Origin of the sequence: Pseudomonas sp. Kh14, from assembly GCF_900291005.1 — a bacterium.
In the GTDB taxonomy this organism is placed as follows: domain Bacteria; phylum Pseudomonadota; class Gammaproteobacteria; order Pseudomonadales; family Pseudomonadaceae; genus Aquipseudomonas; species Aquipseudomonas alloputida.
Genome location: NZ_OLKJ01000147.1, coordinates 1 through 264, shown reverse-complemented (window position 1 = coordinate 264; position 264 = coordinate 1). Strand labels below are relative to the sequence as shown.

Genomic DNA, 264 nt, shown 5'->3' with positions numbered 1-264 from the left:
GTCGCCTTCGTTGCCTGGGGTACCCGGCTCGTCGGTGACCGACGTGCTGACCGGGGTCTTGTCCAGCGTCAGCTGTTCGAACTTGCCAACGTCCGCACCTTCAACGGTAGCGATCGACATCACGACAGGGTCGTTGCTACCGACGTAGACGTTGTCCGGGGCAGTGACAGTGGCAGTACCCACGGTGCCATTGGCCGGCACGGTGATGACGGTTTTGCCGTCGCTCAGCGTGAAGGTCAATGCACTGTGGTTGTTGATCGGCAG

1 protein-coding gene is annotated in these 264 nt (G+C 61.4%); it reads right to left on the bottom strand.

The annotated features are described in order from the left end of the window. Positions 1 to 264: immunoglobulin-like domain-containing protein (locus tag FQ668_RS27625; RefSeq protein ID WP_144180793.1), on the bottom strand; the 264-nt coding region annotated here is incomplete at both ends.